Source organism: Paraburkholderia sp. TE9906 (assembly GCF_056279605.1).
The window spans coordinates 460,268-486,136 of sequence record NZ_JBWCCT010000003.1 but is presented as its reverse complement, the minus strand read 5'-3'; the positions used below and the strand labels follow the sequence as shown (position 1 = coordinate 486,136).

At 64.9% G+C, this 25,869-nt stretch carries 18 protein-coding genes, 2 tRNA genes and 1 pseudogene; 11 read left to right on the top strand and 10 right to left on the bottom strand.

The genetic code is table 11. The features are described 5' to 3' along the window. Positions 1-92: 92 nt before the first annotated feature. The 5 genes from ACZ9H4_RS10000 to ACZ9H4_RS09980 all read left to right on the top strand — a co-directional run bounded on the left by ACZ9H4_RS10000 (position 93) and on the right by ACZ9H4_RS09980 (position 3,811). Positions 93-233 (top strand): hypothetical protein, encoded by a 141-nt coding sequence (locus ACZ9H4_RS10000; RefSeq protein WP_408154338.1) that lies wholly within the window; start codon positions 93-95, stop codon positions 231-233. Positions 234-247: 14 nt separating this feature from the next. Beyond that, positions 248-793: a sigma-70 family RNA polymerase sigma factor gene (locus ACZ9H4_RS09995; RefSeq protein WP_408142994.1), complete on the top strand. Its 546-nt coding sequence runs from the start codon at positions 248-250 to the stop codon at positions 791-793. Continuing rightward, a complete protein-coding gene (locus ACZ9H4_RS09990; RefSeq protein WP_408154336.1) occupies positions 790-1,650 on the top strand; it encodes an anti-sigma factor family protein in 861 nt (286 codons plus the stop codon). The genes ACZ9H4_RS09995 and ACZ9H4_RS09990 overlap by 4 nt, the downstream gene beginning before the upstream one ends. A 99-nt stretch (positions 1,651-1,749) precedes the next feature. Continuing rightward, positions 1,750-3,327, top strand: a complete 1,578-nt coding sequence (locus ACZ9H4_RS09985) for an FAD-binding oxidoreductase (RefSeq protein ID WP_408142998.1) — start codon at positions 1,750-1,752, stop codon at positions 3,325-3,327. Positions 3,328-3,382: 55 nt separating this feature from the next. After that, complete coding sequence (locus ACZ9H4_RS09980) at positions 3,383-3,811, top strand: hypothetical protein (protein ID WP_408143000.1); 429 nt, start codon at positions 3,383-3,385, stop codon at positions 3,809-3,811. Here the strand turns inward: ACZ9H4_RS09980 and ACZ9H4_RS09975 are convergent. The 8 genes and pseudogenes from ACZ9H4_RS09975 to ACZ9H4_RS09940 all read right to left on the bottom strand — a co-directional run bounded on the left by ACZ9H4_RS09975 (position 3,808) and on the right by ACZ9H4_RS09940 (position 16,358). After that, positions 3,808-4,833, bottom strand: a complete 1,026-nt coding sequence (locus tag ACZ9H4_RS09975; RefSeq protein WP_476118929.1) for a DUF1571 domain-containing protein — start codon at positions 4,831-4,833, stop codon at positions 3,808-3,810. The two genes, ACZ9H4_RS09980 and ACZ9H4_RS09975, sit on opposite strands and share 4 nt — an antisense overlap. A 90-nt stretch (positions 4,834-4,923) precedes the next feature. Next, positions 4,924-6,768 carry an AMP-binding protein gene (locus ACZ9H4_RS09970; RefSeq protein ID WP_476118927.1) on the bottom strand — a complete coding sequence of 615 codons (1,845 nt, stop codon included), beginning with the start codon at positions 6,766-6,768 and terminating at the stop codon, positions 4,924-4,926. Between the two features lie 136 nt (positions 6,769-6,904). Continuing rightward, complete coding sequence (locus ACZ9H4_RS09965; protein WP_476118926.1) at positions 6,905-8,206, bottom strand: acetyl-CoA C-acetyltransferase; 1,302 nt, start codon at positions 8,204-8,206, stop codon at positions 6,905-6,907. A gap of 170 nt (positions 8,207-8,376) precedes the next feature. Beyond that, complete coding sequence (locus tag ACZ9H4_RS09960) at positions 8,377-9,321, bottom strand: MaoC/PaaZ C-terminal domain-containing protein (RefSeq protein WP_476118924.1); 945 nt, start codon at positions 9,319-9,321, stop codon at positions 8,377-8,379. A gap of 2 nt (positions 9,322-9,323) precedes the next feature. After that, a complete protein-coding gene (locus ACZ9H4_RS09955; protein ID WP_476118922.1) occupies positions 9,324-10,760 on the bottom strand; it encodes a 3-oxoacyl-ACP reductase in 1,437 nt (478 codons plus the stop codon). Positions 10,761-10,932: 172 nt separating this feature from the next. Continuing rightward, a pseudogene (locus ACZ9H4_RS09950) lies at positions 10,933-13,431 on the bottom strand (acyl-CoA dehydrogenase). 419 nt (positions 13,432-13,850) lie between these two features. Further along, complete coding sequence (locus ACZ9H4_RS09945) at positions 13,851-14,753, bottom strand: TetR/AcrR family transcriptional regulator (RefSeq protein WP_476118920.1); 903 nt, start codon at positions 14,751-14,753, stop codon at positions 13,851-13,853. Positions 14,754-15,110: 357 nt separating this feature from the next. Beyond that, positions 15,111-16,358: an MFS transporter gene (locus ACZ9H4_RS09940; protein ID WP_408143014.1), complete on the bottom strand. Its 1,248-nt coding sequence runs from the start codon at positions 16,356-16,358 to the stop codon at positions 15,111-15,113. Positions 16,359-16,770: 412 nt separating this feature from the next. Between ACZ9H4_RS09940 and ACZ9H4_RS09935 the strand changes: the two genes are divergently transcribed. Next, the gene (locus tag ACZ9H4_RS09935) at positions 16,771-17,136 is read left to right on the top strand and encodes an MAPEG family protein (protein ID WP_476118919.1); all 366 of its coding nucleotides are present in this window, start codon (positions 16,771-16,773) and stop codon (positions 17,134-17,136) included. Between the two features lie 218 nt (positions 17,137-17,354). Further along, a complete protein-coding gene (locus ACZ9H4_RS09930) occupies positions 17,355-18,689 on the top strand; it encodes a chloride channel protein (protein ID WP_476118918.1) in 1,335 nt (444 codons plus the stop codon). A 176-nt stretch (positions 18,690-18,865) separates the two neighbouring features. Here the strand turns inward: ACZ9H4_RS09930 and ACZ9H4_RS09925 are convergent. Further along, positions 18,866-18,952: transfer RNA gene (locus tag ACZ9H4_RS09925), tRNA-Leu, on the bottom strand. Positions 18,953-19,182: 230 nt separating this feature from the next. Then, positions 19,183-19,269: transfer RNA gene (locus ACZ9H4_RS09920), tRNA-Leu, on the bottom strand. Positions 19,270-19,574: 305 nt separating this feature from the next. Here ACZ9H4_RS09920 and rnr point away from each other — a divergent pair. From rnr to ACZ9H4_RS09900, 4 genes are all read left to right on the top strand, one after another. Then, positions 19,575-22,079, top strand: coding sequence for a ribonuclease R (gene rnr, locus ACZ9H4_RS09915; protein WP_476118917.1), 2,505 nt, complete (start codon positions 19,575-19,577; stop codon positions 22,077-22,079). Positions 22,080-22,274: 195 nt separating this feature from the next. Beyond that, positions 22,275-23,018, top strand: coding sequence for a 23S rRNA (guanosine(2251)-2'-O)-methyltransferase RlmB (gene rlmB / locus ACZ9H4_RS09910; RefSeq protein WP_121319478.1), 744 nt, complete (start codon positions 22,275-22,277; stop codon positions 23,016-23,018). 72 nt (positions 23,019-23,090) lie between these two features. Then, positions 23,091-23,786: a ribose-5-phosphate isomerase RpiA gene (gene rpiA / locus ACZ9H4_RS09905; RefSeq protein WP_476118916.1), complete on the top strand. Its 696-nt coding sequence runs from the start codon at positions 23,091-23,093 to the stop codon at positions 23,784-23,786. 533 nt (positions 23,787-24,319) lie between these two features. Beyond that, positions 24,320-25,537 (top strand): glycosyltransferase family 4 protein, encoded by a 1,218-nt coding sequence (locus tag ACZ9H4_RS09900; protein ID WP_408154316.1) that lies wholly within the window; start codon positions 24,320-24,322, stop codon positions 25,535-25,537. Positions 25,538-25,869: the final 332 nt, after the last annotated feature.

Sequence of the window (25,869 nt, the reverse complement as noted above, 5' to 3'; positions counted from 1 at the left end):
TGCGTTTAGTCATACATGGCAGCGTTGCATTCCGCGCGCAGCCGACTGGTTCCGGCAACCTATAGCGCCGGACGCTCCTCAGGAGACTCACCATGAAAGTATCCCGCATTGTGTCCGCGTTCTTCGTGTTGCTGGCGCTGGCATTCGGTTCGCTCGCGACGAGCGGCTGCACGTCCGCGACCGACAGCAGCGCGTCGGGCAGCAGCGGCAACAGTAGCGGCGGCGGCTACTGAGCTTAGTCTGCCGGGTGAATTTCGAAGCGGAAGTGATCGCGTGGCTCCCGCAGTTGCGCCGCTATGCGCGCGCGCTGACGGGCGACCGCGCTTGGGCCGACGATCTCGTGCAGGATACGGCGGAGCGTGCGCTCGCGCGCTGGTCGGCGTTCCGGCCCAACAGCAATTTGCGCGCATGGCTGCTGACTATCCTGCGGCATCTCTATATCGACCAGTTGCGCGGCCATCGCGAAATCGCCGTCGACGACGAAAGCGCGCCGTGGCGCAATCTCGAAGCGCCGCAAGGCGAGGTCGACGGTCTGGTGCTGCGCGATCTGCAGCGCGCGCTGTATTGCCTGCCGGTCGAGCAGCGCGAAGTGCTGCTGCTGGTTGGCGTCGAAGAGCTGTCTTACCAGGAAGCGTCGAGCGCGCTCGGCGTGCCGATCGGCACGGTGATGTCGCGGCTCTCGCGCGCGCGTGAGCACCTGCGCGTGCTGTTGACGGAAGATCCGGCTGAAGGGTCGGGCAAGGGTCCGGCGCGCAAGACCGTGCCGTTGAAAGTGGTGAGAAATCGGTCATGAACAACGACGACTACGATTCCAGCCTGCCCGAAGGGCTCGATCTGCGAGCGCTGTCGGCGTTTGTCGACGGCGAATTGCCGGGCGCGCGGCGCGCCGAGATCGAGGCGCAACTGGAGCGGCATCCGCAGGCGGCCGAACGGGTGGCCGCGTGGCGCGCGCAGAAAGCCGCGCTGCGCGCGCTGTGCGGAGCGCCGCAGCGCAGCGGCCGCAGCGAATCGGATGCGCGCCATGAGCGCACTGAGTTTCCCGAGGCCGACGAGCCCGCCTTCATCGTGGTGCGCCGCACGCCGCCGTGGTGGCAACGCGTGGGTCTCGCGGCATGCTGGCTTGCGGCCGGCGCGGGGCTCGCCCTTGCGCTGGGACCGCTTGCGCCGCGCCTGACGGGCGGCGCGTGGGGCGGCCTGGGCGGCCAGCCGCCGAGCTTCGCGCAGCGCGCCGACATCGCGTACGCGGTGTACACGCCGGAGCGGCGTCATCCGGTGGAAGTCGCCGCGAGCGAAGAAGAGCATCTGATCAGCTGGCTGTCCAAACGACTGAACCGGCCGCTGTCGGTGCCGTCGTTGCAGGAGTACGGTTACTCGCTGGTGGGCGGTCGATTGTTGCCCGGCGAGGCGGGGCCGGCCGCGCAGTTCATGTACGAGAACGGCAGCGGCGCGCGCCTCACGCTGTACGTGACCGGCACCGCGCGCGACGAAACCGCGTTCCGCCTGTTGCGCGACGGCAGCCGCCGCACCTTTTACTGGATCAATGACGGCATGGGCTATGCGTTGTCCGGGCAGATCGCGGAAGGCAAGCTGCGCTCGATCGCGATCGACGTGTGCAGCGCGCTCGGCGGCAAGCCGGAGGCCTGGCAATAGCGGCCGGCACGACCGACTGCGAGAAGCGGGTGAGCACACAACCGGCGCGCCCGCGAAGAAGACCAACCGCCGCGTCCTTCATCCGCCGGAGAAAACGCTTTGCCGCCGACCCTGCCACCGAACGTTTCCGCCACCCAGTTCGATCGCGCGCTCGCGGGCTGGCGTGCGATCGTCGGCGATGCGCGGGTGGTGACGTCCGCAGCGGGGCTCGCCGCGTATCTCGATCCGTTCGCGCCCGGCGAGCGCGCGGCGTTTTCGGCGAGCGCCGCGCTGCTGCCCGCCTCGGTCGACGAGATTCGCGCGGTGCTGCGCATCGCCAACCAATATCGCATTCCGTTGTGGACCGTCTCCACCGGCCGCAACTTTGCCTATGGCGGCGCCGCGCCGCGTCTCGCGGGCTCGGTCGTGCTCGACCTGCAGCGCATGAACCGCATCATCGAAGTGAACGAGACGCTTGCGTACGCGCTGGTCGAACCGGGCGTCAGCTACTTCGATCTGTATGCGCATCTGCGCGACAAGGGCTACAGGCTGTGGGTCGATCCGCCCGCGGCCGGTTGGGGCAGCGTGATCGGCAACACGCTCGAGCGCGGCTTCGGCTATACCGACTACGGCGACCACGCCGCGACCCAGTGCGGCATGGAAGTGGTGCTCGCCAACGGCGACGTGCTGCGCACCGGGATGGGCGGGATCGACATCGGCACCGCCTGGCAGTTGTACCAGCCGGGTTACGGACCCTCGTTCGATGCGATGTTCATGCAGTCGAACTACGGCGTCGTCACCAAGCTCGGGGTCTGGCTGATGCCCGCGCCGCCCGCGTATCTGCTCGGCGAAATCCAGTTTCGTCACGAGGCCGATCTCGAAGCGATCGTGGAGATTCTGCGGCCCTTGCGGCTCGATGAAACGATCCGCAACCACGTGGTGATCGAAGGCGGCTTGCGCCGCGCGGCGGGTTTGTCGGCGCGCGCGCAGTGGTACGAAGGCCGGGGCGCGATGCCCGAGAGCGCGGTGGCCGCGATGCTCGACAAGCTGAACGTCGGCCGCTGGAATCTGCACTTCGCGCTGTACGGCACGCCCGAGCTGATCGACGCGCGCCATGCCATCGTGCAGCGCGCCTTCGCGCGCGTGCCGCAGGCGAAGCAATTCGCCGCGCGCTATGCGGGCGACGCGCAGCCCACCGGCGGCGGCGACCGCAACCTCGCCGGCATTCCCGCGATGACCGCCTTCCGCATGCTCGACTGGCGCGGCGGCGCGGGCGCGCACGTGGACTTCGCGCCGGTGTGTCCGGCGACCGGGCGCGACGCGTTGCGTCAATACACGATGGTCAAGGCGCGCGCCGCGGAATACGGCTTCGACTACTACGGCGGCTTCACGGCGGGTGTGCGGCATCTGCATCACATCTTCGCGGCGATCTTCGACCGCGACGACGCGAACCAGGTCGAGCAGGCCGGCGCGCTGCTGCGCTCGCTGATGAGCGATGCGCGCGCCGCAGGCTATGGCCAGTACCGGACGCATCTCGCGTATATGGATTTTGCAGCGGCCCAATACAGCTTCAACGATGGTGCGCTGCTGCGGCTGTCGGAAACGATCAAGGACGCGCTCGACCCGAACGGCATTCTCGCACCGGGCAAGCAGGGCATCTGGCCGCAAGCATGGCGCGCGCGGCGCGGCTACACCTGACGGAGGGCGAGCGCATTGGCGCGGCCCGCCATACACACAGCGGCTGGATCCCAATATGGACCGACGCACTTTCATGATGACCGGCGCATGGCTGTCGAGCGTGACAGGCGGTGCATGGCCGTGGCTCGCGAGCGCGGCTGCGCAGAGCGGCACGCTGGCGATCGTCGATTCGACGCTGGCCTGCGGCCCGTCGTTCGCGCGATACGCGGCGCACATGAAGCTGCCGGTTTTCGACACCGGCGACGATATCGGCGCGCTCTGGTACACGACGCTCGCGCCGCTTCTCGCTCAGAACCCGATGGGCGGGCGGCGCGCGTTGATCGGCGTGACACGCGCCTGCGACTACTTCGTGCTCAAGGAACTCGCTATCCGTTCAGCGCATCTGGCCGAACCCAGCGAGGCGCAGCATGGCGGATTGGCCTCGCGTCACGCGCACGTCGCGTTCGCATTCGCGCCGCGCAGCGCGCGCCGAAGTGACAACTAGAACTTGTACGCCTTGTTCTTCGGATCGAAAGTCGCGTCGTCGAAGCTCTTCGGCGTGATCGTTTCGAAGACGATCCGCTCGAACAGCTTGCCGTCGTTGTCATAAGACTCGACGGTGCGGAAGTACGGATGCCGCAGGTCCAGCCCGAGCGTTTCCTTCTTTGCATAGAACTGCGGCTGTCCGGTGGGCGTTTCGAACGTGAAGGCCACCACGCGCACGCCGTCGAGCGTTTTGACTTCCACCTGGGTCGAGCGCGGTAAGCCGGCCTCGGTGTATTTCTTGCCTTCGGCCAGGTATTGGCCGGCGATGTACTCGGTGCCGAGATCGCGCAACTGATGGTTCGATTGCGAGCGCGCGAGCGTGCCGTCCAGCGAGGTCCACAACGGCATCACGTTCATGATGCCGCCGAGGTGCCCGTACATTTCGTCGCTGCGTTTGGACTCGTCATAGAGGATTTCCTGGCCCGCATGCGCGCCGTCGGGCAGCCACTTCGCGTAGATCCGCAGCGGGTCGCGCGTGAGCCGCACGAGCATGTGATCGGGCTTGTCGGGCCACTGGCCGCGAATGCGTTCCGAGCGCGACATCGTGAACTCGTACGACGGGTAGCCGTTCGGCCCTTCATTGATATAGCGCGGCAGCGCGAGCGGATCGAGCGACTGGAACAGCGTGACCAGTTGCGCGTCGTCGAGCTTCTCCAGCGTGCGGCTCTGCTGCGCGGCGCGCAGCCATTTGACCTGCTGATCCAGTGTGAGCTTGCCGACCTGCGAGGACGGCGTGGTGGGCGCCTTGACGGCGCTGGCGGTATCGAGCGGGGGCGGGGTGTCGTCGTTCTGCGCGAACGCTGCCGGCCCCGGGGCGAGCACGGCGGCGAGCGTCACGGCGGCAATCACCGCGTGTGCCACAAACTTGCGCGACTGCACCGCACGCGATGACGCGGCGCTCCGCCGCGCAAGCGTCGCCACCCTGGCGAAGCGCGTGAAGGCCGAAGGGTGGCATGAGCGTGCGGGCAGGCGGTGCGTCATGAATCTCTCCGTAATGTCGCGCGATGGTCACGCGAGACTCAGGCGAGACTCACACGAGTGCGCGCCGGTCGCGCAAAAGCGCATTGCCTGTCAGGCAGGCTTTTGCTTCGCGAGTTCCTCATCGCGCAGCGCGCGGCGCAGAATCTTGCCGACGTTGGTTTGCGGCAGCTCGTCGCGGAACTCGACCAGCTTCGGCACCTTGTAGCCGGTCAGATTCTTGCGGCAATGTGCGATCACCTGTTCGGCGGTCAGCGACGAATTGCGCCTGACGACGAACACCTTCACCCGCTCGCCCTGCGCCGCGTCGGGCACGCCGATTGCGGCCACTTCGCGCACATCCGGAAGCGCGGCGATCACGTCTTCGACCTCGTTTGGATAGACGTTAAAGCCCGACACCAGGATCATGTCCTTCTTGCGATCGATCAGACGGATGAAGCCGCGCGAGTCCATCACGCCGATGTCGCCGGTGGCGAGCCAGCCGTCGTCGTCGATCACCTTGGCGGTTTCTTCCGGGCGGTTCCAGTAGCCTTTCATCACCTGCGGTCCCTTTACGCACAGCTCGCCCGCTTCGCCGATGCTGGCCCAGCTGCCGTCGTCCTTTCTGAAGCGCACGTGCGTGGACGGCGCGGGCAAGCCGATCGAGCCTTCGAACTCGCGCATGTTGCTCAGATCGACCGGGTTCATCGACACGATCGGCGAGCATTCGGTGAGCCCATAGCCTTCGATGATCGGTTTGCCGGTCACGGCCTTGAAGCGGTCGGCCACCGCTTTTTGCGTGGCCATGCCGCCCGCCATCGCGAGCTTGAGGTTCGAGAAGTCGCGCTTGCGGAATTCCTCGTTGTCGAGGAACGCGTTGTAAAGCGTGTTGACGGCGGTCATGCCAGTGAATGTCTCGTGGCGGATGATCATCATCACGCGCTTGATGTCGCGCGGATTGGCGATCAGGATGTTGCGCCCGCCGAGTCCCATGAAGATCAGCGCGTTCACGGTCAGCGAGTAGATGTGATAGAGCGGCAGCGGCGTGAGCACCGTTTCGATGTCGCCGTTCAACTGGTGCTCCGACCACGCTTTCGCCTGCAGCAGATTGGCGATCATGTTCCTGTGCGTGAGCATCGCGCCTTTCGCGACCCCGGTGGTGCCGCCGGTGTACTGCAGGAACGCGATGTCGTCGTGGGTGGCGCGCACCGGCGTCAACGGACGCGAGTAGCCGGTCGAGAGCGCATCGAGCAGCGGCACCGCTTGCGGCAGGTGGTACGCGGGCACCATCTTCTTCACGTGCCGCAACATGAAGTTGAGCAGACGCCCCTTCAGATTCAGGCCGTCGCCGAGCAGATCGCCGAGACCTGTCACGATCACGTTCTTCACCTTGGTGCCGGGCAGCGCGTCTTCGACGGTCTTCGCGAAATTCTCGAACACGATGATGGTTTGCGCGCCGCTGTCTTTCAGCTGATGCGCGAGTTCGCGCACCGTATAGAGCGGATTCACGTTGACCACCACGGCGCCGGCCTTCAGTACGCCGAACAGCGACACCGGGTACTGGAACGTATTCGGTAGCATGATCGCGACGCGCTCGCCGGGCTTCACGCCGATACTTTGCAGATACGCGGCGAACGCGGTGGCCTTGCGGCCCAGCTCGCCGTACGTCAGATTCGCGCCGACGCTCACGTAGGCGACCCGCTCGCGGAACTGCGCGATGCATTCGTCGAAGAACTGCACGAGGGACGCGTATTGCGTGACGTCGACGTCGTGCGGCACTTCCGCCGGATACGACGCGTACCAGATGCCGTCGGTGTTGGGCGCGGCGTACGCGGCGGGGTTCGGCATCACGTCCGGCGTGCGCGCATCCGGCGCCGATGCGGGGGCTCCGCCCGCGGCGGTCGCCGCTGCCGCGGGCCCGGCGGCGGACGGGAGAGGGGTTTGAGTAGGCTGGGTCATTGGTCGTCTCCTGAAGCCGTAGCTTCATCTGTTTGTGTGTTGGATTCGTCGCCAGTCATCGAAGCAAGCTAAACACGCGGTCGGCAGCGAGTGAAGCGGAATGCGCCGCAAAACAATGCAGAAACGTCCGCACGGTTCAGCGTTCGAGAATTGCGACCACCCCCTGGCCGCCTGCCGCGCAGATCGAGATCAGTCCGCGCGCGGCGCCGGCCGGTTTGTCGAGTTGCGCAAGCAGCTTCGCGAGGTCGGCGACGATGCGCCCGCCGGTCGCCGCGAACGGATGACCGGTGGCGAGCGAACTGCCGTTCACGTTCAGTTTCATCCGATCGATCGCGCCGAGCGGGCCGGCGAGGCCCAACTGCGTGCGGCAATACTCGTCATCCTGCCACGCCGCGAGCGTGCATAACACCTGCGCGGCGAAAGCTTCGTGGATTTCGTAGAAATCGAAGTCCTGCAGCGTGAGACCCGCGCGCGCCAGCATACGCGGCACCGCATAGGCGGGCGCCATCAGCAAGCCTTCTTTTTTGTCGAAAAAGTCGACGGCGGCCGTCTCCGACCAGCTCAGATACGCGAGCACCGGCAGCCCGCGGCGAGCCGCCCAGTCCTCGCTCGCGAGCAGCACGGCGGAGGCGCCGTCGGTGAGCGGTGTCGAGTTGCCGGCGGTCAGCGTGCCGGCGTCGCGATCGAATACGGGCTTGAGGCTCGCGAGTTTTTCGAGCGTCAGATCGGCGCGCAGGTTGTTGTCGCGCGCGAGGCCGCGGTACGGCGTCATCAGATCGTTGACGAAGCCGCGCGCGTACGCTTCGCCGAGCTTGCGATGGCTCTCGTACGCAAGCACGTCTTGCGCCTCGCGCGAAATGTTCCAGCGCTTGGCCATCAGTTCGCAGTGCTCGCCCATCGACAATCCGGTGCGCGGCTCGCCGTTGCGCGGCAGCAGCGGCTTGAAGAACATGCCGGGGCGCAGCTTGCTCAGCGCGCCCACGCGCTGGCCGGCGCTCTTGCCGCGGTTCGCTTCGAGCAGGATCTTGCGCATTTTTTCGTTGACGCCGATCGGCGCGTCGGACGTCGTGTCGACGCCGCCCGCAATGCCCGCCTCGATTTGCCCGAGCGCGATCTTGCTGGCGACGAGAATCGCCGCTTCGAGGCCGGTGCCGCATGCCTGCTGCACGTCGTAAGCGGGCGTTTCCTTCGCGAGCGTCGTGGACAGCACCGCTTCGCGCGTCAGATTGAAGTCGCGCGAATGCTTGATCACCGCGCCCGCCGCGACTTCGCCCAGACGTTCGCCGTGCAGCTCGTAGCGGTCGATCAGCCCTTGCAGCGTGAAGGTCAGCATGTCCTGATTCGACGCGCTCGCGTACGCGGTATTCGAGCGGGCAAACGGGATCCGGTTGCCCCCGACGATGGCGACGCGGCGCACGGCGGGTAGCGGGTTGGGCATGCTCGGCTCCTTTGGGTCGTGTTCCGGTTATCGGGTGATGCGAACGGTGCTGCCGATGCCGCCGTTAGCCGTTAGCCGATCGGCGATCGGCGAATGCGACATCCTGATACAACAACGAATGCCGGCGGCTTTAATTCCACCGCGCGCCCGCGCAAGAACAGGCCCATGCGTCATTGCAGCCGCCACTGCATCCGGCCGCGCAAATGCGGCTTTTCTCCGGCGATGTCGCGCACTTCGATATCGCGCTCGATCAGCGACGGCGACGCGCTCCACAACGACGCTTCGCCCGGCAGCAGCAGCGGCAGCTTGAATTCGGCGCTGAGCGTGGCTTCGGCGAGCGGCTTCGGCGGTTGCAGCGCGGAGGCGGCGCGCGCGAGCGTCCACATGCCGTGCGCGATCGCGCGCGGAAAGCCGAACGCCTTCGCCGACAGCGCGGTGAGGTGGATCGGGTTGTAGTCGCCGGATACGCTCGCATAGTCGCGGCCCAGTTGCGGCGCGAGTTGCCAGCGCGAGATGCGTTGCAGCGCCTGCGGGCCGAATTCGAGCGGATCGAGCGGGTTGCCGCTCGCCGGCACCGCGCGTTTCAGATAGACGCTGTCGCCGTCCCACACGGCCTCGCCGCGCCGGTACATGCGGGTGTGCAGCACGAACGCCTGACCCTTGTCGTGACGCAGCAGCGCGCCGAATTCCACCTCGACGCGCAGCAGGTCCTTGTACGTGAGCGGGCGGCGCAGCCGCACGTGGTTGGCCAGATGCACGAGCCCGAGCGCGGGCCACGGAAACGCCGGATCGGTCAGCATCAGCAGATGCAGCGGAAACGCGAGCAGATGCGGATAGGTGAGCGGCACGCCATGCTCGGGAATGAAGCCGCACACGCGCGCATAACGCCAGACCGGCCCCGGATCGAGCGCGACGGCGGGGCGCACGAGGCGCAGCGGCGGCAATTGCGGTGCCTGCGTCGAACGCCCACGCTTGACGATGCCCGAAAACGCGCGCGCATAGAGCTTCGCCGGCGCGGGCAAGGTGTCGACGACGACGGTCTTGGGCCGCACCGCATCAGGCCGCGTGGCGCTCGAGATAAAACCGTCTCCGAAGGGGTCCCCCGGTTCACGCATGGTCACGCTCCAATCAGGCTTTGTCCGCACACGCGCACGATCTGGCCGGTGACGCCGGTCGACCCCGGATGCGCGAGCCACGCGATGGTTTGCGCGACGTCGACCGGCTGGCCGCCCTGGCTCATCGAGTTCATGCGGCGGCCCGCTTCGCGGATCGTCAACGGAATCTTTGCGGTCATCTGCGTTTCGATGAAGCCGGGCGCGACCGCGTTGATCGTGATGCCGCGCGCGCGTAGTTGCGGCGCCATGCTTTGCACCCGGCCGATCACGCCGGCCTTCGAGGTCGCGTAATTGGTCTGGCCGAGGTTGCCCGCAATCCCGCTGATCGACGACACGCCGATAATCCGTCCGCCGTCGCGCAGGATGCCGGCGGCGAGCAGCACGTCGTCGATGCGCTCCTGCGCGCCCAGATTGATGTCGATGACGCTTTGCCATGCGGCATCGGTCATCTTCGCGATGGTTTTGTCCTTCGTGATGCCGGCGTTGTGCACGACGATGTCGATGCCCTGTTCGTCGAGCGCGGCGGCGATCTGCGCGGGCGCTTCCGGCGCGGCGATGTCGAACGCGAGGGCGGTGCCGTTCAGCTGGCGCAGCGTCGCGTCGAGCGCGTCGCGCGCCGACGGGATGTCGATGCCGATCACGTGCGCGCCTTCGGCCGCGAGCACGCTCGCAATCGACGCGCCGATGCCGCGCGCGGCACCGGTGACGACCGCGCGCCGGCCCGCGAGCGGCTGCAACCAGTCGAAGGCGGGCACGCTGGCGGCGGCTGCGGCGTCGGCTGGGCGACCCGGGGCGCCTGGGTCGATGCGTACCACCTGGCCCGACACGTACGCCGAACGCGGCGAGAGAAAGAAGCGCAGCGTCGCTTCCGCACCACCTTCCGCGCCTTGCGCGACATACACGAGATTCGCCGTGATGCCGCGCCGCGCTTCCTTGCCGAGCGAACGCGTGAGGCCTTCCAGCGCGCGCTGCGCGGTCCACTGACGCGGGCTCGCGCAGGTTTGCGGCGGCCGCCCGAGCACGACGATCCGTCCGCACTTGCCGAGCGAGCGCAGCGTCTCGTGGAAGAACCCATGCAGCGGCGCCAGCTGACTGCTGTCTTCGATACCGCTCGCGTCGAACAGCAGCGCGGCGAGCCTGCCTTGAGAGCCGGCTTCGGCGGGTTCGAAGCGCCCGGTCAGCAGGCCGTGCCGATGCGCGAGCGGCACCCACAGGCCGGCGCTTTCATGCGCAACGCTCGTCACGCCGATGCTCGCGACCAGGTTCGCGAGCGCGTCGAGCAGCCGCGGCTCACGGCCCGCGCCGATGGCGACCAGACCCTCGAACTCGGGCCGGTCCGCGCGATAGCGGCGCAGCACCTCGGGCTTCGGCAAGCCGAGCGAGCGCGCGAGGCGCGCACCGAACGGCGAGTTGACGAACTTCAGATACGAGTCGTTCATGTTTTTGGTTGCTCCGCTGGAGGCGCCCCCGAGGAAGTCTCCCGAGGGTATGCCCCGACGACCGAAGGAAGCCCCTGTGGCATCGGACCTGTGTCAGTGTGCACTGAGTTGGGCATATCCGGTGGGCCTTCCCGCGATGTTTTTTCACACGCCAGGGCTTGCATTCAGGCACTCAGGCCGCGAGTTCCAGCGCCTTGTCGAGCGTCTCCTTGCGTTTTTGCAGATTGGCGAGCAAGTCGAAATCGGCCGGGAAATCGTCGACCTTTACGACCTGCGCGCCATAGTGGGCGTAGTCGTCGAGCACGCGCCGCTCGTCGGCGTCGATCAGGCCTTGCTGCTCGGCAGCCTCGGTCCAGGCGCCGAGGTGCGCGAGGCTTTGCGGCATCGGTGCGAGCAGGCCTTGCTTGACCGCCTCGCGCAGCTTCTGGTCGATCTGCGTGAAGCGCGGGTTCAGCTCGAACACCCGTTCGCCGCAGCCGAGCGCGTCGACATCCGGATGCGGCACGTACGAGTCGGACACGAGCCGCTCGCGCGCTGCGCCCGGCGTTTGCATCAGCTCGGCGATTTCGCCGCCGAGCCGGTCCGACGGCTCGCGATACGGCAGGCCGAACGGGAACGCGAGCACCCGCACGAGGCCCGCGGCGAAGCGGTTCGGGTAGTTCGCCAGCACGCCGTCGAGCGCCTGCTGCGCCTTGTACAGCGAATCCTCGACGCCCCAGCGCACCAGCGGCAGATCGTCCTGCTGACGGCCTTCGTCTTCGAAACGCTTGAGCGTGGCGGAGATCAGGTACAGCTGCGAGAGCACGTCGCCGAGTCGCCCGGAGAGGCGCTCACGGCGTTTCAGATCGCCGCCGAGCACGAACATCGAGACGTCGGCGAGCAGCGCGAAGGCGGTCGAGACGCGCGTGGCCGCGCGGTAATATCCGTGCAAAGGCGCGTGAGCGGCACGCGGCTTGATGATAAAAGCGCCGCCGGTGATGCCATACACGAAGCTGCGCACCACGTTCGACAGCGTGAAGCCGACGTGGCCGAAAAACGCTGTGTCGAAATCGCGCAGCGCCTTCGCGTGGTCCGTTTCGCGCGTCGCGGCCATTTCCTTCAGCACGTACGGATGACAGCGGATCGCACCCTGGCCGAAGATGATCAGGCAACGCGTGAGAATGTTCGCGCCTTCCACGGTGATCGCGATCGGCACCTGCTGATAGGCGCGCGCGAGAAAGTTCGACGGCCCCATACAAATGCCCTTGCCGGCGGCGACGTCCATGCCGTCGTTGATGACCATGCGGGCGCGCTCGGTGATGTGGTACTTCGCAATCGCCGAGATCACCGACGGCTTTTCGCCGAGGTCCACCGCCTGCGCGGACAGGCGGCGCGCGGCGTCCATCACGTAAAGGTTGCCGCCCATGCGGCCGAGCGCTTCCTGCACGCCCTCGAACTTGCCGACGGCGGTGCGGAACTGGCGGCGAACCGCGGCATACGCGCCGGTGCCGCGCACGGCGATCTTCGCCATCCCGACATTCGACGACGGCAGCGAAATCGCGCGGCCCGCCGCGAGACACTCCATCAGCATGCGCCAGCCGTTGCCGACCTGCGCGCGTGAGCCGATCACCCAGTCGAGCGGAATGAACACGTCCTTGCCGGAGTTCGGGCCGTTCTGGAACACCGCGTTCAGCGGCCAGTGACGGCGGCCGATATTCACGCCGGGGTGATCGGTCGGAATCAGTGCGCAGGTAATGCCGGGTTCTTCGTCGCCGCCGAGCAGGCGGTCGGGATCGAGCGCACGGAACGCGAGACCGAGCACGGTTGCGATCGGCCCTAGCGTGATGTAGCGCTTGTCCCACGTGACGCGAAAGCCCAGCGTTTCGCGGCCTTCGAACACGCCCTTGCAGACGATGCCGACATCCGGAATCGCGGCGGCATCCGAACCGGCGTATGGGCTAGTCAACGCGAAGCAGGGAATGTCTTCGCCACGCGCGAGGCGCGGCAGGTAGTGGTTTTTCTGCTCTTCGGTGCCGTAGTGCATCAGCAATTCGGCGGGGCCGAGCGAGTTCGGCACCATCACCGAGACGGCTGCGGCCGAGCAGCGCGTGGCGAGCTTCATGATGACCTGCGAATGCGCATACGCGGAGAACTGCTTGCCGCCGTATTGCTTCGGAATGATCATGCCGAGAAAGCCGCGTTCCTTGATGAACTGCCAGGTTGCCGGCGACAGGTCCTGTCAGACCATGGTGGTTTCCCAGTCGTTCGCGAGATCGCACAACTGCTCGCATTCGACGTCGAGGAAGGCCTGCTCTTCGGCGCTCAGCGTGGCCGGGCCGTAGCCGAGCAGCGTGTCCCAATGCGGGCGTCCCGAGAACAGTTCGGCGTCCCACCAGACGGTGCCGGCTTCGATCGCGTCGCGCTCGGTCTGCGACATCTCCGGCAGGATCTTGCGGAAGATCTCGAGCACCGGTTTCGTCAGCCATGCGCGGCGCAGCGGCTTGAGCGCGAGCACGAGGGCAGGGAGGACGAACACGATCGCGAGCAGCGTCGTGAGAGCGGGACCCGCCGCCCCGCTAACGTGCACGGCGGCCACCCAGACGATCATGACGGCCAGCCACCACGACGCACGCGCCTGAACGTAGACGAGCGCGAGTGCGGCAATGACGAGTACCAGGCTGAACCACGGCATGACGTTTCCTCCTGTTTCGATGGTGTGTGCGCACGCGTTCACGAGGCGCGGACGGTTCGCGTTCTTGTTGATCTTCTGCTCTTCTACCTGCGGCGGTGCGGTGGCTTTGCCGTGCGTCAGGGGTGTTTCGAGTCGTGCTTGCGTCGCTAGCGAATGGCGTTCCTGACGCTGTCCCAGTCGCTGTCTGGCCGTTTGCGTCCTCTTGCCCGTTCCGGAGCGGACGTCGTTCAGGTGCGGGGCCTCGAGGTGCTGTTCGGATCTGCTGGATTCATGATGCCCGATAGCCCGATGGGCCGATATCGATTACCGCTTTGAAACTTCGGCATCCTTGTCATATTGCGCGATATGGCAGCATGTTTTACGCGCCGATGCGGACGGCCCGCGACAGGGGAGCCCGCATCAGCCCGCGGTTCGCCTCTCTATGCCGAGCCGTGCAAAGCGGACGGAAACGAAGCCGCTTCGATGGTGCCGCCACGGCGTTCACCCTCGGACGAACCGTCCGCCGATTCGCCCGTGCCGCTTTGCGTTTCTGGCGCAACCGGGCTTGGGCCAGCATCCGACGACCGACATTCGCCGATGCGCTCAGCACCGCCGTCAGCGCAAGCTTGCGCACCGCCTTCGCTTGCATCGCCGAGCACGGCCGCGAACGTGGCCAGTTGCGAACCGTCCGGCAGCGGCGCCTTGAGCGCGGCCACCATCAGCGACGCAAGACGTGCGATCAGCTGCAGATCGTTCATCGACTTGCCCTGCGAGAACTCGGAAATCAGGCTGTCGGTATCGGTGCCGGCCAGCACGCCCGACAATGCCCCGATAGCGAAGTGCAGGCGCCAGCCCAGTTCCTCGCGCGGCAGATGCGGCAGCGCGCGCTGGAACGCATCGAAAAAGCGCACGGCCACCGATGCGTAATGCCCGTTCAGAAAGTCGCGAATGAATGACGACGGATCGGTATAGGCGCGCCCCAGCAAACGCAGAAAGGCCTTGCCGCCGACGCGCGGATCGCGTGACAGCCGCAGCGCCGGAATGAACATCGCGCCGAGCACGTGCTCGCAGGTCAGACGCGCGCCGAGCATCGTGTCGAAGCGGTCGAGCAGCTTGAGCCGTTCCTCGTTGAGGTGGTCGAGGCGGCGCGAGAGCATCGAGTGAATCAGCGATTCCTTGCTGCCGAAGTGATAGTTGACCGCTGCGAGATTGACCTCGGCGCGCGAAGTGATCTGGCGCAGCGACATGGCCTCGTAGCCGCATTCGATGAACAGCGTTTCGGCGGCGTCGAGAATGCGGGACTTTGTATCGCCGGCATGCCGGCCTGTTGTGCGAACTGCCATGTTGCGTCTCCCAGTTGCCGGGCGCCCGGCCCGCAAACAAGCGATTCAAATTGAAATTTGAAACAGTCGTTTTTCAGGATAGGGAAGGATGGTCTGTGCGATCAAGGGGTCAAAGTCGACTAACTCCTCTAGAAGACCTGACGAGGGTGGCCTTTCGTCCATGCGCGACGCGTCATATCGCGCGGAAACAAAAAAGGCCGTTCCGATGTGAATCGGAACGGCCTCGTATTGCTTGCTGCGTGAGTTTGGCCTTGCGTGTACGGCGTGACGCGTGTTTCGCGCCGTGGCGGTTCGAACCGCCTTTGCGGCTATTGCGCCTGAGAATGCGCCGGCAAAATAGCCGTTCAGTTCGAACGCTTAAAGTTGTCCGGCAACGGCACTTCCTGGCGAGTGCGCGGCGATCTCCTTGGCCGACTGCGTCATGTCGATACCGCGGCGCTCGCGGCTAAACGGAATCAGCGCGGCAATCACCACGGCGACGATGCCGATCACCACTGCCATCACCAGCGCGTAGTTGTTGCCGTGCGCTTCGGCAGCGCCCGCCTGAAGCGGACCGTTGACCGACGCGATCAGATTGCCGAGCTGATACACGAGGCCGGGGAAGGTCGCGCGAATTTCGTCGGGCGAGATTTCGTTCAGGTGCACCGGGATCACGCCCCACGCGCCCTGCACGGAGATCTGCATCAGGAATGCGCCGAGCGCGAGCAGCACCGGCGTGCTCGAGAACGCCCACAACGGCAGCACTGGCAACGCGATCAACGCTGCGATGAAGATCGCGCGCTTGCGGCCGATCTTTTCCGATGCCCAGCCGAAGAACAGACCGCCGCAAATCGCGCCGATGTTCAGCACGATCGTGATCCACGACACCGTATGCGCGTCGAACTGATGCTGCACGCGCAGGAAGGTCGGATACAGATCCTGTGAGCCGTGCGAGAAGAAGTTGAACGCGGTCATCAGCACGATCGCGTAAATGGACAACCCGACGTTCTGCTTCAACGTGGCGATCAGGCCCGGCCGCGCTTTCTTTTCGAGCGTCTTGAAGGCCGGCGATTCCGGCACGTGCGCGCGCACGTACAGCACGAGCAGCGCGGGCAGCACGCCGACGAAGAACATGCCGCGCCAGCCGATGTATTGATAGAAGACGCCGAACACGATCGACGCGAGCAGGTAGCCGCTCGGATAACCCGCCTGCAGCAGACCCGAGACGATGCCGCGCGACTTCGGCGGCACGGTTTCCATGGTCAGTGCGCCGCCGACGCCCCATTCGCCGCCCATCGCGATGCCGAACAGCGCGCGCAGCACGAGCAGCGTCATCAGATTCGGCGAGAGGCCGGACAGCAGTTCCAACAGCGAGAAGCACGCGATGTTGAGCATCAGCGTGGGGCGGCGGCCGTACTTGTCGGCAAGCCAGCCGAAAATCAACGCGCCGACCGGGCGCATCATCAAGGTCAACATAATCGCGACGGCAACCGACGGAATAGTCGTATTGAATTCCGCCGCGATATCTTTCAATACGAACACCATTAGAAAGAAATCGAATGCGTCGAGCGTCCAGCCGAGATAGGCGGCGATCGTGACGTTTCTCTGTTCCCGAGTCCAGCTCATTGATTGTTCCCCTCAGTCTCCAATAACCCGTGTTTTACGACGGGCGGCTCCGTAGCCCCGTACGCCCTATAGGACAAGGGCTTGCGGGGAGTGTACGCCGACCGTTAAACGCTTGCATGGTTGAGGCTGCTTTTATCCGTATTAATACCTGGAGCGAATTCAAGGCTGAATCCCTGGTGCATGCTGAATGTCGGATAAATGTAATTATTGTATTGGACGTGTGAGTCTCAATGTTTGTTATTTGTAATGTATATTTGACTTGAAAAACGCTGAGTCAAGGTAATTCGACCGATTCGTTTTCCCGTTCGGTAGAGGCGGCACTCGTCGGATTCAGACTGGCGACGGCCGGCGCGCGCAGGTATAACGGCGGCCCGCGCGGGGTTCGCCGCGCGCATACAAGGGAGACTGATAAATGACAATTCCGCATCTTTGCCTGTTCATCGTGGCGCTGCTGCCTTTTCCGTGGACCATGCTGGCGAAAGTCAGCAAGCGTTACGACAACCGCGCGCCTTGCGCGTATCTCGCCGGTGTCGACGGCTGGCGCGCGCGGGCGCATGCGGCGCATCAGAACGCGTGGGAAGCGCTGGCGATGTTTACCGCGGCGATCGTCGTGGCCGGGCAGGCGGGCGGTCCGAACCCGTGGATCAACTGGCTGGCGATGACCTTCGTCGTCACGCGGGTGCTGCATGGCGTGCTCTATGTGGCGAATCTGGCGTCGCTTCGCTCGCTGGTCTGGTTCGTCGGCTTCGCGTGTGTGGTGTCGATGTTCTTCGTGTGAGCGGGATGAGCGTGCTTGGGGGCGAGGGGGGCGCGTCATCGTATCGCGCGAAGTGGCGCTGGTGGGGCCCGTCGCCACTGCCAAGGCGAGCAGGCGCCTGGCTCGACGCTTATCTATGCGCCACCCGCATCAATAAAGCAGAAAAATCAATTTGATTCATGTTGCGTCGCGGCATAAGATCGTTGCCATCCTTCTTTTTCGCTCTTCGCCGACGCGTCATGTCAGTCAAATCCATCACTTCGAAGTCCGTGCGGCGTGAGCATGGTCCGATAGCGGTCGTTGCCACGGTGACCTTGCTGACGGGGCTCGGCGCGGGTCTCGGCGGCATGTTGCTCGCATTGTTGCTGCACGGCATCCAGCACCTCGCCTACGGCTACAGCGTCACGCACGTGATCAGCGCCGAGAGTTTCCTGCAAGGCGTGACGGACGCGTCGCCCGAACGCCGCGTGCTGGTCCTGACGATTTGCGGACTGATCGCGGGGCTCGGCTGGTGGGCGCTGTATCGTTTCGGGCGGCCGCTGGTGAGCATTCGCGCGGCCATCAAATCCGACGAGCCGCAGATGCCGCTGGCGAGCACGACGATCCATGCACTGCTGCAGATCGTCACGGTCGCGCTGGGTTCGCCGCTTGGCCGCGAAGTCGCGCCGCGCGAGATCGGTTCGGCGCTGGCCGGATGGTTGTCGCGTCGTGCGGGTTTGTCGGTTGCGCAGAGCCGGATCATGGTGGCATGCGGCGCGGGGGCGGGGCTGGCCGCGGTCTACAACGTGCCGCTCGGCGGCGCGGTGTTCGTGCTCGAAGTCTTGCTCGGCAGTTTCGGATGGCCGGCGCTGGTGCCGGCCATCGTGAGTTCGTCGATCGCGGCGCTGGTGGCGCAACTGGGGCTGGGCAACGAGCATCAATACCTCGTTCCGTCGATGACCTTTGGTGTGTCGCTGGTGGCATGGTCCATCGTGTGCGGTCCGGTTTTCGGTGCGGCGGCGTGGTGCTTTACGGAACTGATGAAGCGCTCACGCGCCGCTGCGCCGAAGGACTGGCGCTTGCCCGTGTTGTCGGTGTTGAACTTCGCGATTGTCGGCGTGCTGGCGATGCATTTTCCGCAGCTGCTCGGCAATGGCAAAGGCCCCGCAGGACTCGCATTCGACGGCGGCCTGACGATCAGTCTCGCCGCGATGTTGCTGGTGCTGAAGGTCGTGATCACCGCGAGCAGTTTGCGCGCGGGCGCCGAGGGCGGCTTGCTGACGCCGGGCCTCGCCAATGGCGCGTTGCTCGCGATCGTGCTTGGCGGACTGTGGAGTCTGTTCTGGCCGGGCGCGCCGTTAGGCGCATTCGCAGTGGTGGGCGCAACGGCGTTTCTTGCTGCGTCGATGCAGATGCCGATTACGGCGGTGGTGCTCGTCTTCGAATTTACGCGCGTGAATCAGGAATTTTTGATTCCCGTGCTGTTTGCGGTCGGCGGTGCGCTGCTGGCTTTTCAGGCTTGCACGAAGTGGGCGCCGGCGTTGCAGTCTGGTGTGAGTTTCAACTGGGGTGGAGCGGGTAGAGGCGCGCGATAAAGCGGATTGCATTCTGCGGCGACATTGGCGTGGTGCGATGTCGTCGCAAGAAGCGCGAAGGATGCAACCGCCTCTGCAAAACGACTCACGGCACGCACGCAAAAGGCATCGCCAAAAACAAAAAACCCCGCGAAGCACGAAGGCTCAACGGGGTGTCTCGTTTCACTTGAAGAGGGTGGTGCCCAGGAGAGGACTCGAACCTCCACGGTGTTGCCACCGCTAGGACCTGAACCTAGTGCGTCTACCAATTCCGCCACCTGGGCACGTCTTCAAGCTAGACCGCTATTTTAGCAAGCTGATTCAGCGTGTCAATCCCTACTTCAAACAAACATCGCTTTATCAACCGCGCGGTTAAGTCGTGCAACGAAGCGATGCTTCACTACCCAACCACCGTCCTGCCAACTACGCAAACTGATCGCTCAAACGAGCGAATCGGACCACGTAGCTTCCTGCAAAAATTAGAGCCACCCGCAGGTGGCTCTAATTTTGAATCTGGTGCCCAAGAGAGGACTCGAACCTCCACAGTGTTGCCACCGCTAGGACCTGAACCTAGTGCGTCTACCAATTTCGCCACCTGGGCAGGTGATGAACAGCAAAGACCGCCATTATAGCGACAGATTAGGACCTGTCAAGCGTTTCTCCAAACTTGCTTAAACATCTCGCCCACGGGCCCGCACGCGCCTCCCGGCGAGCGTTGACGGACCGCGTGGCGCGCAAGACGGGTGTTAGAATGCCTCGCAGTAGTTCGTTGGCACGGTGCACACACGCCCGTCGACTCAGCCTTGAACGAGCCGGACCCGAGCAGTCTTTTCTGTGCATTTGCAGGTGCAATTCAAGCGCAACGCAAACGCTTCTTCAGCCGAGCTACATCGCCGACCGACGTCCATGCAACGAGAAAAAATCATCGACAAGCCCTTGAGCAAATTTCCGTATCCGATTCCAAGCCGCGAAGAAATTCTGGGCGTCCTGCGCACGAGTGAAACGCCGCTTGCCGCGAACGACATCGCCGAAGCCCTGTCGATCAAGCGCCAGGAGCGCGAAGGATTTTTCAAGCGCTTAGGCGCGATGGAGCGCGACGGCCAGATCCGGCTCGACCAGCGCAATCTCTATCAGTTGACGCATCCGTCGAACTTCGTCGCGGGCCGTGTACAGGGTCATCGCGACGGCTTCGGTTTTCTGATTCGCGACGACGGCCAGGACGATCTGTTCCTGCCCACCGCCGAGATGCAGAAGGTCATGCACAACGACCGTGTGCTCGCGCGCATCGTCGGTTATGACCGGCGCGGCCGCCCGGAAGGGCATATCGTCGAAGTCACGGATCGCGCCAACAAGCGCGTGATCGGCCGCCTGCTCAACGAGAACGGCGCGCTGATCGTCGCGCCCGAAGACAAGCGCATCGGCCACGACATCCTGATCACGCAGAACACCAAGAAGGCCAAAGTCGGCCAGGTGGTGGTGGTCGAGCTGACCGATTTCCCGAGCCGTCATTCGCAGCCGCTCGGCCGCGTGGTGGAAGTGCTCGGCGATATCGACGACCCCGGCATGGAAATCGAAATCGCGGTGCGCAAGTACGGCGTGCCGCACGAGTTCAGCCCGGACGCGCTCGACGAAGCCTCGAAGCTGCCCGACGAAGTCCGTCCGGTCGACGCGCGTCACCGCATCGATCTGCGCGACGTGCCGCTCGTCACGATCGACGGCGAAGACGCCCGCGACTTCGACGACGCGGTGTACTGCGAACCGGTGCAGGTCGGCCGTGGCGAGGGCTTCCGCCTGATCGTTGCGATCGCGGACGTGTCGCACTACGTGCTGCCGAAGAGCGGGCTCGATGCCGACGCGATCGAACGCAGCACGTCGGTGTATTTCCCGCGCCGCGTGATTCCGATGTTGCCGGAGAAACTGTCGAACGGCTTGTGCTCGCTGAACCCGCACGTCGATCGTTGCGTGCTCGTGTGCGACATGATCGTCACCGCGCGTGGCGAAGTGAAGGCGTATCAGTTCTATCCCGGCGTGATGCATTCGGCCGCGCGTCTGACCTATACGGAAGTCGCCGCGGTGCTGAAAAACACCAAGGGTCCGGAGGCCGCGCGCCGCGCCGCATTGCTGCCGCAATTGCAGAATCTGTACGGCGTCTACAAGTCGCTGTTCGCGGCGCGCCAGAAACGCGGTGCGATCGACTTCGATACGACCGAGACGTACATCGTCTGCAACGCGCAGGGCAAGATCGAACAGATCGTGCCGCGCACCCGCAACGACGCGCACAAGCTGATCGAGGAATGCATGCTGGCCGCGAACGTCTGCGCGGCCGACTTCCTCAAACGCAACAAGCATGCGGGTCTGTTCCGCGTGCACGCCGGGCCGACCGCGGAAAAGCTCGAGAATCTGCGTACCTTCCTGCGCGGCATGGGCTTGACGCTCGCCGGCGGCGACACACCGCACGCGAGCGATTACGCCGCGCTGATGGCGCAGATCCGCGAACGGCCCGATGCGCAGATGCTGCAAACCATGCTGCTGCGCTCGATGCAGCAGGCGGTCTACAGCCCGGAGAACATCGGCCACTTCGGTCTCGCGTATGAGGCGTATGCGCACTTCACGAGCCCGATTCGCCGCTATCCCGATCTGCTCACGCACCGCGCGATCTACGCGATCCTGCAGGGCCGCAAGTATCAGCCGGAGCCGCCGCAAGGCGTCGAACTGAATACGGCGCTGTCGCCGCGCGCCCGCGCGATGCAGCAGGCCGACGACGAAAAGCGCGGCCGCCAGCGCGGCAACAACGTCGCGATCTGGGAAGAGCTCGGACTGCATTGCTCGGCCAACGAACGCCGCGCCGACGAAGCGTCGCGTGACGTCGAAGCATGGCTGAAGTGCTATTTCATGCGCGACAAGCTCGGCGAAGAGTATGGCGGCATGGTGAACGGCGTGACGTCGTTCGGCATTTTCGTGCAGCTCGATTCGCTCTTTATCGAAGGCCTCGTGCACGTGACCGAACTCGGCTCCGACTACTTCCAGTACGACGAGATCAAGAACGAGTTGCGCGGCGAGCGCACCGGCATTCGTTATCGTCTGTCGGATCGGGTGCGGGTGCAGGTGAGCCGCGTCGATCTCGACGCGCGCAAGATCGACTTCCGGCTCGTGCGCGACACGCCGATCAAGCCGCCCGCTGCGCGCGCGGCGCTGGCCGACAAGGGCGCCGGTGAGAGCGGCGGCGCGCGCGTGCGTTCGCTGCCGCCAGCCGAAGCCGGTGCGACGGCGCCGGGCGGCGCGCGGCGCAAGAAGGCCGCGCCCGCGCAAACCCTCGCGGTCAAGGAAGCGCGCGCGGCGCGTGGTGCGGCGAAGAAGCATGGCGCCGCGGCCAAAGCGGCGTCGAAACCGCAGGCACGCAAGAAGCGCTGAAGCGGTTTCACCGCCTGAACCGCGCGCATCGGGTACGTTCATACGTGCCGGTTGCGCGCGGTCTGCGTTTTATCGTGGCACGCAGGTAAGCGCACGAGCGCGCCAGGCAGGCAAAGTATTCACGCGAAGTACTCAGACTCGTATTCATCACAGCAGCGCGCGTTGCAATCGCGCTCAATCAAAGGTTGTTCAGTCATGGCACGTCTCAAGGTTTTATACGGTTTCCACGCAGTGACCGCGCGTATCCGGCACGATGCGTCGACGGTCGAAGATGTCTATTACGACGCGACGCGCAAAGACCGTCGCATGACCGAATTCCTGCACTCGGCGAAGGAAGCTGGCGTGCGTCTGATCGCCGCCGACGAAACGCGTCTGTGGGGCCTCGCGCACACCGAGCGTCACCAGGGCGTGGTGGCCCGCGCGGGCGACATGCCGCTCGCGCAGAACCTGGCCGAACTGCTCGACGGCATCAACGGTTCGCCGCTGATCCTGGTGCTGGACGGCGTGACCGATCCGCACAATCTCGGCGCCTGCCTGCGCGTGGCCGATGCGGCCGGTGCGCATGCGGTGATCGCGCCGCGTGATCGCGCGGTCGGTTTGAATGCGACCGCCGCGAAGGTCGCGAGCGGCGCGGCCGACACTGTGCCTTACATCACGGTGACGAATCTGGCGCGCGCGCTGCGCGAACTGAAGGACGCGGGCGTATGGGTCGTCGGCACGGCGGGCGAGGCCACCAAGAGCCTCTACGACACCGAACTCGACGGTCCGGTGGCGCTCGTGATGGGGGCCGAAGGCGAGGGCATGCGCCGCCTCACGCGCGACACCTGCGACGTGGTCATGCAGATTCCGATGGCGGGCACGGTCGAAAGCCTGAACGTCTCCGTGGCGTCGGGCGTGTGCCTGTTCGAAGCGGTGCGGCAGCGGGCGGTGAAGAAGTAATCGCCCGGCGCTCGCGCATCACTCCGGTAAACTAGCGGTTTTTATCGCTTTAACTGCTCGCCAGCCTCTCCCATGACCCAAGACGAACTCAAACAACTGGTCGGCCAGGCCGCCGCCGACTACGTGAACGCCAACGTGCCCGAAGGCGCGGTGATCGGCGTCGGCACCGGCTCGACCGCGAACTGCTTCATCGACGCGCTGGCCGCGAACAAGGCGCGCTATCGCGGCGCGGTGTCGAGTTCGCTCGCCACGACCGCGCGTTTGCAATCGCACGGCTTCAAGGTGCTCGACCTGAACGAAATCGATTCGCTGCCGGTATACGTGGACGGCGCCGACGAAATCGACGGCAGCGGCGCCATGATCAAGGGCGGGGGCGGCGCGCTGACGCGCGAAAAGATCGTGGCGTCGGTGTCGGACGTGTTCGTCTGCATCGCGGATGCGAGCAAGCTGGTCGACACGCTGGGCACCTTCCCGCTGCCGATCGAAGTGGTGCCGATGGCGCGCACCGCGATCGGCCGCCGCGTCACCGCGCTCGGCGGCGTGCCGGTGGTGCGTGTGACGAATGAGGGCGTGCCGTTCATCACCGACAACGGCAATGAGATCATCGACGTCAAGGGTCTGCGCATCAGCGACCCGCGCACGCTGGAAACGCACATCAATGCGTGGCCGGGTGTGGTCACCGTGGGCCTGTTCGCAAGCCGTGGCGCGAACCTGTGCCTGCTCGGCACGGATACCGGCGTCGAGACGATCGAGTACCGCAAGGGCTGATCGACGGTCGTTCTGCCATCGCGCGTGAACCTGCATTTTGCGGGTTTGCGCGCGATTCGCTTTTGTAAGCACCGTTGGCTCTGGCGCGCGGCCTGGCTGGTTGCCGTGCCGTCCGCTGCCGACATTGCGTTGCCGCAGACGTACGCCGCGTATCGTTTCGCGCGTCGCTCCGTGAGACGCTATGTGAGTGTCCGATCGGTGCGCAATGTCCTGATCATTGCGGCGAGCAGCGCGCCTCTGTCACACCCATCTCTTCGGCGACCAACGCCTCGAACCGGCTCTGCCCAGTCGGCGTACGCAGGCGCATCGCCATCATCCTTCCCGTCCGCGCGAACCCATGGCCCGAGGCCAGCCGCGTCCTCCGCCGCTGTATGCAACATCCCCGGCTTCGCATTGGCATACGAACATCCAGCCGATTATTCGCGCACTGTCGCGCGTCGAATGTGGGCGCGCGCACGCACAGTAATTAATGCGGCACATACACTCGTTGTTAGGCCCAAGAGGTGCTTTTTTCCCGACAGCTAGGAGAGGTCATGAAAGTGGCGATCGTGCACGACTGGCTCGTCGCAACCGGCAGTGCGGAGAAAGTGCTCGAGCAGATCATCGAGTGCTTTCCCGACGCGGACCTTTTCAGTCTGGTCGATTTTCTCGATGACCGCCGGCCGCTGCGCGGTAAGTCCGTCACGACGTCGTTCATTCAGCACCTGCCATTCGCACGGCGCCGCTATCGCGCGTATTTGCCGTTGATGCTGCGCGCCATCGGGCAGTTCGATCTCTCGGATTACGACCTGATTATTACGAGTTCGCGCATGCTCGCCAAGGGTGTGCCGGTGGGCCCGGGGCAGACGCATGTGAGTTACGTGCATTCGCCGATGAGCTATGCGTGGGATCTGCAGCACCAGTATCTGCGTGAAGCGAAGTTGACGCACGGGCCGAAGTCGTGGGCAGCCCGCACGTGGCTGCATTATCTGCGCAGTTGGGATACGCGTTCGACGAGCGGTGTCGACAGCCTGATTGCGAACTCGCATTGTGCGGCACGGCGCATGATGAAAACGTACCGGCGCGAGGCCGCGGTGATTCCGCCGCCCGTCGACGTGAACGAATTCGAAGTGCGTGCGCAAAAGGAAGATTTCTATCTGAGCGTGTCGCGCATGGCGTCGGACAAGCGCCTCGATCTGATCGTCGAGACCTTCAATGCGACGCCGCAGCGCAAGCTGGTCGTCATCGGCGATGGGCCGCAGATAGCGGCGCTGCGCGCGAAAGCCGGGCCGAACGTGACGATCCTCGGGCATCAGCCGTTCGAGGTTCTGAGGGATTATCTGCAACGCGCGCGGGCCTTCGTATTCGCAGCCGAGGAAGATTTCGGCATCGTTCCGCTCGAAGCGCAGGCTTGCGGCACGCCGGTGATTGCCTTCGGCAAGGGCGACGCGCTGGACATGCTGACGCCGCTCGGCGACGCGCATCCCACCGGCATATATTTCGGATCCCAAACGGTCGTGTCGATGCGCGAGGCGATCGATCGCTTCGAACGGCTGCGTGAAGGCATCACACCGGCCGCTTGCCGCGCGAATGCCGAACGGTTTTCGGCAGCGGTGTTCCGGCGCGCGTTCATGGCCGAGGTCACCCGCACGATTGCCGCCGCCGGCATGCGTCAGCGCGTGGGAACGGTGGAGGTGGGCGAGCACGATCTGGAGACCGAAGACCTTGGATGGTCCGAGAAGCCTACATCCAGAAGTAACTGGGGGCCGTGATGCGCCTGGGCGGATTGTGCCGGGTGGTTCGGCACGATCCACAGCTGGCTAGGGGTATCTATTTATTCGCATATTGAGAAATTCACAATATGCGAATAAATAGACTTTCGTCGTACCGCAGTAGGCCGCACATGGCCGTCCGGACTATGCCGTCCGACCGGCTATCGCTGTCAATCCGCTCCGTTTGGCCTTGCAGGTGAACGCGCATCTTCGACGCGCGGGTACGTGCGGGGGAAGACGATGTGGGTCATTTCAAAGAAGGCGTTGCTGGACTTTATAAAGCGACATCCGGGGTGCGCGCAGTGCGCTATTGACGTGGTAGTCACTGGCGC